Origin of the sequence: Candidatus Thiosymbion oneisti, from assembly GCF_900092655.1 — a bacterium.
Taxonomy (GTDB): Bacteria; Pseudomonadota; Gammaproteobacteria; order Chromatiales; family Chromatiaceae; genus Thiosymbion; species Thiosymbion oneisti.
Map to the genome: position 1 here is coordinate 1 of NZ_FLUY01001705.1, position 6,917 is coordinate 6,917.

Here is a 6,917-nt window from a genome sequence, read left to right on the forward strand (position 1 = left end):
TGCAGATAACAACCGGAAACAGAACCACGGATGAACACGGATCGACACGGATGGAGACCAATCCGTGTTGATCCGTGTCCATCCGTGGTTCGAGAGCGTGGGAACGAGCCGAAATCCTTAATTCGCGTGCTTCGTGGTTTCCCGTAACCCAGACAAGCTGTCCACGGGCAGGCAAATACCGCGAGCGGAGGGCCGTTCTTCCCGGCTAGCCCTTAGCCGTGCTGCTTCTCGCGGATCTCGTCGAGGGTCTTGCAGTCGATGCACAGGGTCGCGGTGGGGCGCGCCTCCAGACGGCGTATTCCGATCTCCACGCCGCAGCCTTCACAGAAGCCGTACTCGTGATTGTCCAGGCGGGTGATGGCCTCATCGATCTTTTTGATCAGTTTGCGCTCCCGGTCGCGGGTTCGCAGTTCCAGGCTGAACTCCGACTCCTGGGTGGCGCGGTCATTAGGATCGGGGAAGTTGGTCGCCTCGTCCTGCATATGATGCACCGTGCGGTCGACCTCCTCCATCAATTCCCGCTTCCAGGCCAGGAGGATGGCTCTGAAGTGCTCCTCCTGATCCGGATTCATGTACTCTTCGTCTACCGCGGCCTCGTATGGCGCTAAGCCGAATACTTGGGCACCCGTGTTATCTGACTCGACCATGCGATCCTCCCGGATGGTCTGCCGATGGTGGCGGTGATCCGGCGGAACACCGCGGATCAGGCGATATCATGGTTGCACGGACCTCCAATCTCAAACCATCATTAAATACCAAATCGGACCCTGTGCGGCAATAGATTTCTGTAGGAGCAAGTGTATGACCGCGATCCTGGGCATTTCCGCCTTCTATCACGACGCGGCCGCGGCCCTGATCGTGGACGGTCGGATCATCGCCGCCGCCCAGGAAGAACGCTTCACGCGCAACAAGCACGATGCCGGCTTTCCCGGTCAGGCCATCGACTATTGCTTACGGGAAGCGGGCCTGAGCGCCGAGCAATTGGATTATGTCGGCTTCTACGACAAGCCCCTGCTCAAATTCGAGCGCTTGCTGGAAACCTATCTCGCCTACGCCCCGGCCGGCTTTAAGTCGTTCCTCCGGGCCATGCCCCTGTGGTTGCATCAGAAGCTGCACCTGCCGCGCGAGATAGCTAAGGGACTGCACGGACGGTACCGGAAGAAGTATGTGTTCACCCAGCATCACGTCTCGCACGCGGCCAGCGCCTTCTACCCCTCGCCCTATGACGAGGCGGCGATCCTGACCCTCGACGGCGTCGGGGAATGGGCCACCTGTAGCTTCGGCGTGGGACAGGGTAACCGGATCGAGCTTAGCAGCGAGCTGCACTTTCCCCACTCCCTCGGGTTGCTCTATTCGGCGTTTACCGATTTCGTCGGATTCAACGTCAATGGCGATGAATACAAGCTGATGGGCCTGGCGCCCTACGGCGAGCCGAAGTACGTCGACCTGATCCTTGATAACCTACTCGACCTGAAGCCCGACGGGTCGTTCCGCCTGGATATGTCGTACTTCAACTACTGCCAGGGCCTGACCATGACGACGCGGAAATTCGAGGGACTGTTCGGGCGTCCGCCGCGCCGGGGCGGGCAGCCCATCACCCGCAGCGACATGGACATCGCCGCGTCGATCCAACGAGTCACTGAAGAGATCATGCTGCGGCAGGCCCGCCACGTACAGGCGCAGACCGGCATGAAACAGCTGTGCCTGGCCGGCGGCGTGGCGCTGAACTGCGTGGGCAACGGGCGCCTCCTGCGCGAAGGGCCGTTCGAGGCGATCTGGGTCCAACCCGCGGCGGGCGACGCCGGCGGGGCCTTGGGGGTGGCCCAGTACATCTGGTACCAGCTGCTGGACAATCCGCGCCGGGCCGAGGCCGGAGATTCGCAACGCGGTTCACTCCTCGGCCCGCAGTACGGCGATCGGCAGATCGCAGGCTTCCTCCGGTCCGTCGCTGCGATCTACCAGCGCGTGGACGACGACGAGGCGTTGTGCGGGCAGGTCGCCGCCGCCCTCGAGCAGGGCCAGGTGGTCGGTTGGTACCAGGGGCGGATGGAGTTCGGCCCGCGCGCCCTGGGTAGTCGCAGCATCCTCGGCGACGCCCGGGATCCGGCCATGCAGGAGACGATCAACAGAAAGGTGAAGTTTCGTGAGGGCTTCCGCCCGTTTGCCCCGAGCGTACTGGCGGAACACGCCCATGAATACTTCGCGCTGGAGCCGGGGCAGGCAAGCCCCTACATGCTGCTGACGGCGCCGGTGCGCGAGGATAAGCGGTTGGAGCTCCCCCCCAAGCCACAAGACCCTGCAGGCACCGCCGAGCTGCAACGGCAGCGCTCGGTCATTCCTGCGGTTACCCATGTGGACTACTCGGCGCGGGTGCAGACCGTCGATCCGCGGCGGCACGGACTACTGCGCCGGCTGCTGGAGCGATTCAACGCCCAAACCGGTTGCCCGGTGCTGGTCAATACGAGCTTCAACCTCGGCTGGGATCCGATCGTCTGCACGCCGCAGGACGCCTACCGCATGTTCATGGCCTGCGACATCGACCTGCTGGCGATGGGCCATTACGTGCTGCGCAAGACCGAGCAGCCGGCGACGGTAACCGCGGTCCACGCCGGCACCACGGACGAGGTCTTCGAGGACAAGCTGGCCAGCCCGTGCGTGGCCGGCGGCACGGCGGCGCTGATGCGCCGCGGCGACCGACTCATCTGCGCCGAGACCGGCCATGCGTTTGCCGTCACCGACCAGATCCCGCAGCTCTTCTGGCCGCACGAGCAGTACGGCGACCCGCGTGACCGGACGGAAATCGTCAAGGCATTCTATGAGCAGACGCCCTTCCCTAACTACGATGACCAGGATTCGGTGCGGGCGCTGATCGAGAAAGCGCGGGCGGGCCGCTACGCCCGCCGGTTGGATGAGACGATCCCTTACAACGCCGAGGTGCTGGAGATCGGTTGCGGGACGGGGCAATTGACCAACTTTCTGGGCAGCTCGTGCCGACGGGTGATCGGCACCGACATGTGTCTGAACTCCCTGCGGTTAGGTGAGGCGTTTCGCCGCGAGCAGGGTTTGACGCGGGTCCGATTCGTGCAGATGAACCTGTTCCGCCCGGCGCTGCGGCCTGCTAAATTCGACGTGGTGCTGTGCAATGGCGTGTTACACCATACCTCCGACCCCTACCGCGGACTTATGGCCTTGGTGCCGCTGCTCAAACCCGGCGGGCATCTGGTCCTGGGCCTCTACAATCGCTACGGGCGGCTGGCCACCGACCTGCGCCGGCACCTGTTACGGCGGCTGCCCGGCAGCGCCGGGTGGATCGACCCTATCCTGCGCCGGGGCGGCGCAAGCGCTGCCAAGCGACAGGCCTGGTTCGCCGATCAATATCTACACCCACACGAGTCGAAACATACCTGCGGTGAGGTGTTGCGGTGGTTCGAGCAGACGGGCCTCGAGTTCGTGCGCGGCATTCCGGCCCTGCGGCCGGATGACGATGGCCTGGCCGGCGAGAGCCTGTTCGAGCCGCAACCGCGGGGTACGGCCCTGGAGCGGCTGGTCGTACAGGCCAGTCAGACCATCGCCCCGGGTCAGGCCGAGGGCGGATTCTTTACCATGATCGGTCGCAAACCGAGCTGAGCAAATTGTGAGCCCGCGAAACGGAGGTGCATCATGCGAACAACGCAACAATTCAGCATCACCCTTCCAAATGACATAGCCGACGTGGTGCAGGCAAAAGTGCAGGCAGGCGAATACGCCAGCGAAAGCGAGGTTATTTGTGACGGGTTGCGCGTCTTGATGGCACGTGATAGAGCGGAAAGCTGGCTGCGCAAGCAGGTAGGTCCGGCCTACGATGCGCTAAGAGCCGACCCTTCGCGCGCCGTCACCGTCGAGGATGTGCGTGCCCGCCTCACTGCTGAGCACACCAAAGCGCAATGACCTATCGCGTTGTCTTCTCGCCGGAAGCCGAAGAACAGCTTGCGGCGCTGTATCACTACATCACGAAAGCGGCCTCACCGAGCGTTGCGGGGCGTTATACTGAGGCCATCGTCAGCTACCGCGAGAACCTGAAAACCTTTCCCCATCGCGGCACCAAGCGCGACGATATTCGGCCCGGTTTGCGTATCACAAACTACAAGAGGCGGACAGTGATCGCTTTCACCATAGACGATGAACAGGTCTCTGTCCTAGGGGTTTATTACGGCGGTCAGAACTATGAAACGATCCTCCAGGACGACCGCGAGTAATCCCGGTGTTTGTAGGACCGGCGTAAAGAGTGAACCGACATGGCCTTGATTTCCATCGATCCCTACCCCTCGCAGTCTGTTCTGGCCTGGTTCGGCGTGACGATGCTGGTCTTCTTCGTGCTGATCGGCGGGATGGTGCGGTTGGGCACGGGGGAGTGGACGGCGCCGCTCCTGGTGTGGACCCTCGGCGCGGTATTGACCCTCATCTATTATGCCCTTCGGCCCTTGCGCCGGCCGCTGTATCTGGGCTGGATGCATCTGCTGTTTCCCATCGGCTGGGTCATGTCGCACCTGGTCTTAGGTCTAATGTATTATCTAGTCATTACCCCCATCGGGCTGCTGATGCGGGCACTGGGTCGGGACCCGATGCAGCGGCGCTTCGAGCCGGATGCGACCAGCTATTGGGTCCCGCATCGGGCGGAGCAGGAATTATCCCAATATTTCCATCAGTTTTGATATGGCAAAGACCCTGTTGCGATCACTGCAGACGGTCGGATCGGGCATCCGCACGGGCTGGCTGCTCCTGGGCGTCACCCTGATTCTGATCATCGTCTGTGAGGCGGGGCTGCGCCTGGCGCTGACAACCTGGGATTGGCTCGTGGAGCGTCAGCCGTTGACCGAGCACAAGATCAATAGGTCAGCGCCGGTTGACTCGGCACTGGGCGACGCGGATTACAGCGTCGAATGGAAGCGCGAGTATTCCAAGGCATTTGACGAGGTCCGGCGACACGTCTGGCAGCCGTATGTCTATTGGCGGCATGCCCCATACCGGAGTGGGTACCTCAACGTGGATCAAAACGGTCTGCGGGCAACCTGGAACCCGCCAACCCGGGACGGCACCGACGATCCGCCGCCGGTGCGCGTGTTCACCTTCGGCGGCTCGACTATGTGGGGCTGGGGCGCACGCGATGACCATACCATCGCCTCGTATCTGAGCAAGCTGTTGCACGAGCAGGGGTATCGCGCCGAGGTGACGAATTACGGCCAGCTCGGCTATGTCACCACCCAGGAAGTGATCGCCCTGCTGCGCTGCATCCAGCGCGGTGAGGTGCCGGACATCGTGCTCTTTTACGATGGTATCAACGATGTGGTGTCCTCTTACTTCAACGATGAAGCAGGTCTCTCGATAACCGAGGCAGTCCGGCGTGCGGAATTCAGGCTCAGCTGGCGGCCGAAACAACTTGCACGGATCTATGGACGAAGGTTCCCGATCGAAAATCTTTGGGGATTCCACCGTTTGGCGACAGGGCTGCAGCGCCGCCCGCGGCCGCAGGCAGCACCACCGCCGCCGAGCGACGACGCGCTGGTCCGGCAAACGGTACGCATGTACGAGGCCAACCTCACCCTGGTCGAGTCGCTGGGGCGAAGCTACGGATTCGACCCGCTGTTCTACTGGCAACCGGTCATCTTTTCCAAGCGCCACCGCTCACCCTACGAGCAGTATTGGGCTGAGCGATTGCTCTTTATAGAGCAGACGCCCAACATGGAGCAGATGTACGACGCCATCTACCGACGGATACAACGCTCCCAAGCCCTGAACAGCCGTCCGCATTTTCACGACATCGGCACGCTGTTCCACGACTTGAAGGAACCTCATTATCGGGACTTCGGACCCATATCCAGGTCGGGCAATCGGCTAATCGCCGCGGCCATGGTGAATGACGTGATCGGGCTGATCGAGCAGCGCCGGGCAGGCGCCGAAGAGAAGAGGGTGCGGTGATTGCTTAGCGGTATGGCAAGGGTCCTACTTCGATCCATGCGGGTGGTCGGATCGGGCATCCGCACGGGCTGGCTGCTCCTGGGTATCACGCTGATTCTGACCATCGGCTGCGAGGCGGGGCTGCGCCTGGCGCTGACCACCAGGGGTTGGCTCACGGAGCGTCAGCCGTTGACCGAGGATAAGTCTGAAAACAGGGTGGTACTGGCCGCATGGATCCCCGAGTATCTCGAGGAACTCAACGAGGCCCTGCGAGCCGTCTGGTCCCCATACGCCTATTGGCGGAGTGCCTCCTTCCAGGGCCGCTACACCAACGTAAACCAAAACGGCCTGCGGGCAACCTGGAACCCGCCGACCCGGGACGGCGCCGATGACCCGCCGCCGATGCGCGTGTTCACCTTCGGCGGTTCGACCATGTGGTGCTGGGGCGCACGCGATGACCACACCATCGCCTCGCACCTGAGCAAGTTGCTGTACGAGAAAGGGCAGCGTGTCGAGGTGACGAATTACGGCCAACTTGGTTACACCAGCACCCAGGAAGTGATCGCCCTGTTGCGCTACCTCCAGCGCGGCGACGTGCCGGACATCGTGCTCTTTTACGATGGTATCAACGATGTGTTTTCGTCTTACCATAACGGCGCAGCGGGCATCCCGATACATGAGGTGGTCCGGCGGGCGGAATTCAACCTCAGCCAGCGGCCGATACAGCTGGCGTGGCGCTGGGGACGAGAGGTTCTGGCCGGAAACCTGTGGGGGTTCCACCGTCTAGTGACGGGGCTGCAACGCCGCCTGCGGCGGCAGGCAGCACCACCGCTGCCGAGCGACGACGCGCTGGTCCGGCAAATGGTACGCGTGTACGAAGCCAACCTCACCCTGGTCGAGTCGCTAGGGCGAAGCTACGGATTCGATCCGCTGTTCTACTGGCAACCGGTCATCTTTTCCAAGCGCCACCGCTCACCCTACGA

Annotated in this window: 7 protein-coding genes; 6 read left to right on the top strand and 1 reads right to left on the bottom strand. The window is 62.5% G+C overall.

The genetic code is table 11. The features are described from left to right. Window positions 1–212 precede the first annotated feature (212 nt). Window positions 213–647, bottom strand: coding sequence for an RNA polymerase-binding protein DksA (gene dksA, locus BQ17_RS17900; RefSeq protein ID WP_089729429.1), 435 nt, complete (start codon window positions 645–647; stop codon window positions 213–215). A gap of 154 nt (window positions 648–801) precedes the next feature. Here dksA and BQ17_RS22125 point away from each other — a divergent pair, with 154 nt between their 5' ends. The 6 genes from BQ17_RS22125 to BQ17_RS17930 form a co-directional block, all read left to right on the top strand. After that, complete coding sequence (locus BQ17_RS22125; RefSeq protein WP_176722509.1) at window positions 802–3,627, top strand: carbamoyltransferase N-terminal domain-containing protein; 2,826 nt, start codon at window positions 802–804, stop codon at window positions 3,625–3,627. Window positions 3,628–3,660: 33 nt separating this feature from the next. Next, the gene (locus tag BQ17_RS17910; RefSeq protein WP_089729431.1) at window positions 3,661–3,927 is read left to right on the top strand and encodes a ribbon-helix-helix domain-containing protein; all 267 of its coding nucleotides are present in this window, start codon (window positions 3,661–3,663) and stop codon (window positions 3,925–3,927) included. After that, window positions 3,924–4,235 carry a type II toxin-antitoxin system RelE/ParE family toxin gene (locus tag BQ17_RS17915; RefSeq protein WP_089729433.1) on the top strand — a complete coding sequence of 104 codons (312 nt, stop codon included), beginning with the start codon at window positions 3,924–3,926 and terminating at the stop codon, window positions 4,233–4,235. The genes BQ17_RS17910 and BQ17_RS17915 overlap by 4 nt, the downstream gene beginning before the upstream one ends. Before the next feature lie 39 nt (window positions 4,236–4,274). Then, window positions 4,275–4,691, top strand: coding sequence for an SxtJ family membrane protein (locus tag BQ17_RS17920; protein WP_089729435.1), 417 nt, complete (start codon window positions 4,275–4,277; stop codon window positions 4,689–4,691). A 1-nt stretch (window position 4,692) separates the two neighbouring features. Continuing rightward, window positions 4,693–5,955: an SGNH/GDSL hydrolase family protein gene (locus BQ17_RS17925; RefSeq protein WP_089729437.1), complete on the top strand. Its 1,263-nt coding sequence runs from the start codon at window positions 4,693–4,695 to the stop codon at window positions 5,953–5,955. Between the two features lie 12 nt (window positions 5,956–5,967). Continuing rightward, window positions 5,968–6,917: SGNH/GDSL hydrolase family protein (locus tag BQ17_RS17930; RefSeq protein WP_141699358.1), on the top strand; the 950-nt coding region annotated here is incomplete at its 3' end.

Excerpts from the sequence above, each read along its gene's own strand:
- dksA (WP_089729429.1), bottom strand. The coding sequence starts at position 647 with ATGGTCGAGTCAGATAACACGGGTGCCCAAGTATTCGGCTTAGCGCCA.
- BQ17_RS22125 (WP_176722509.1), top strand. The coding sequence starts at position 802 with ATGACCGCGATCCTGGGCATTTCCGCCTTCTATCACGACGCGGCCGCG.
- BQ17_RS17910 (WP_089729431.1), top strand. The coding sequence starts at position 3,661 with ATGCGAACAACGCAACAATTCAGCATCACCCTTCCAAATGACATAGCC.
- BQ17_RS17915 (WP_089729433.1), top strand. The coding sequence starts at position 3,924 with ATGACCTATCGCGTTGTCTTCTCGCCGGAAGCCGAAGAACAGCTTGCG.
- BQ17_RS17920 (WP_089729435.1), top strand. The coding sequence starts at position 4,275 with ATGGCCTTGATTTCCATCGATCCCTACCCCTCGCAGTCTGTTCTGGCC.
- BQ17_RS17925 (WP_089729437.1), top strand. The coding sequence starts at position 4,693 with ATGGCAAAGACCCTGTTGCGATCACTGCAGACGGTCGGATCGGGCATC.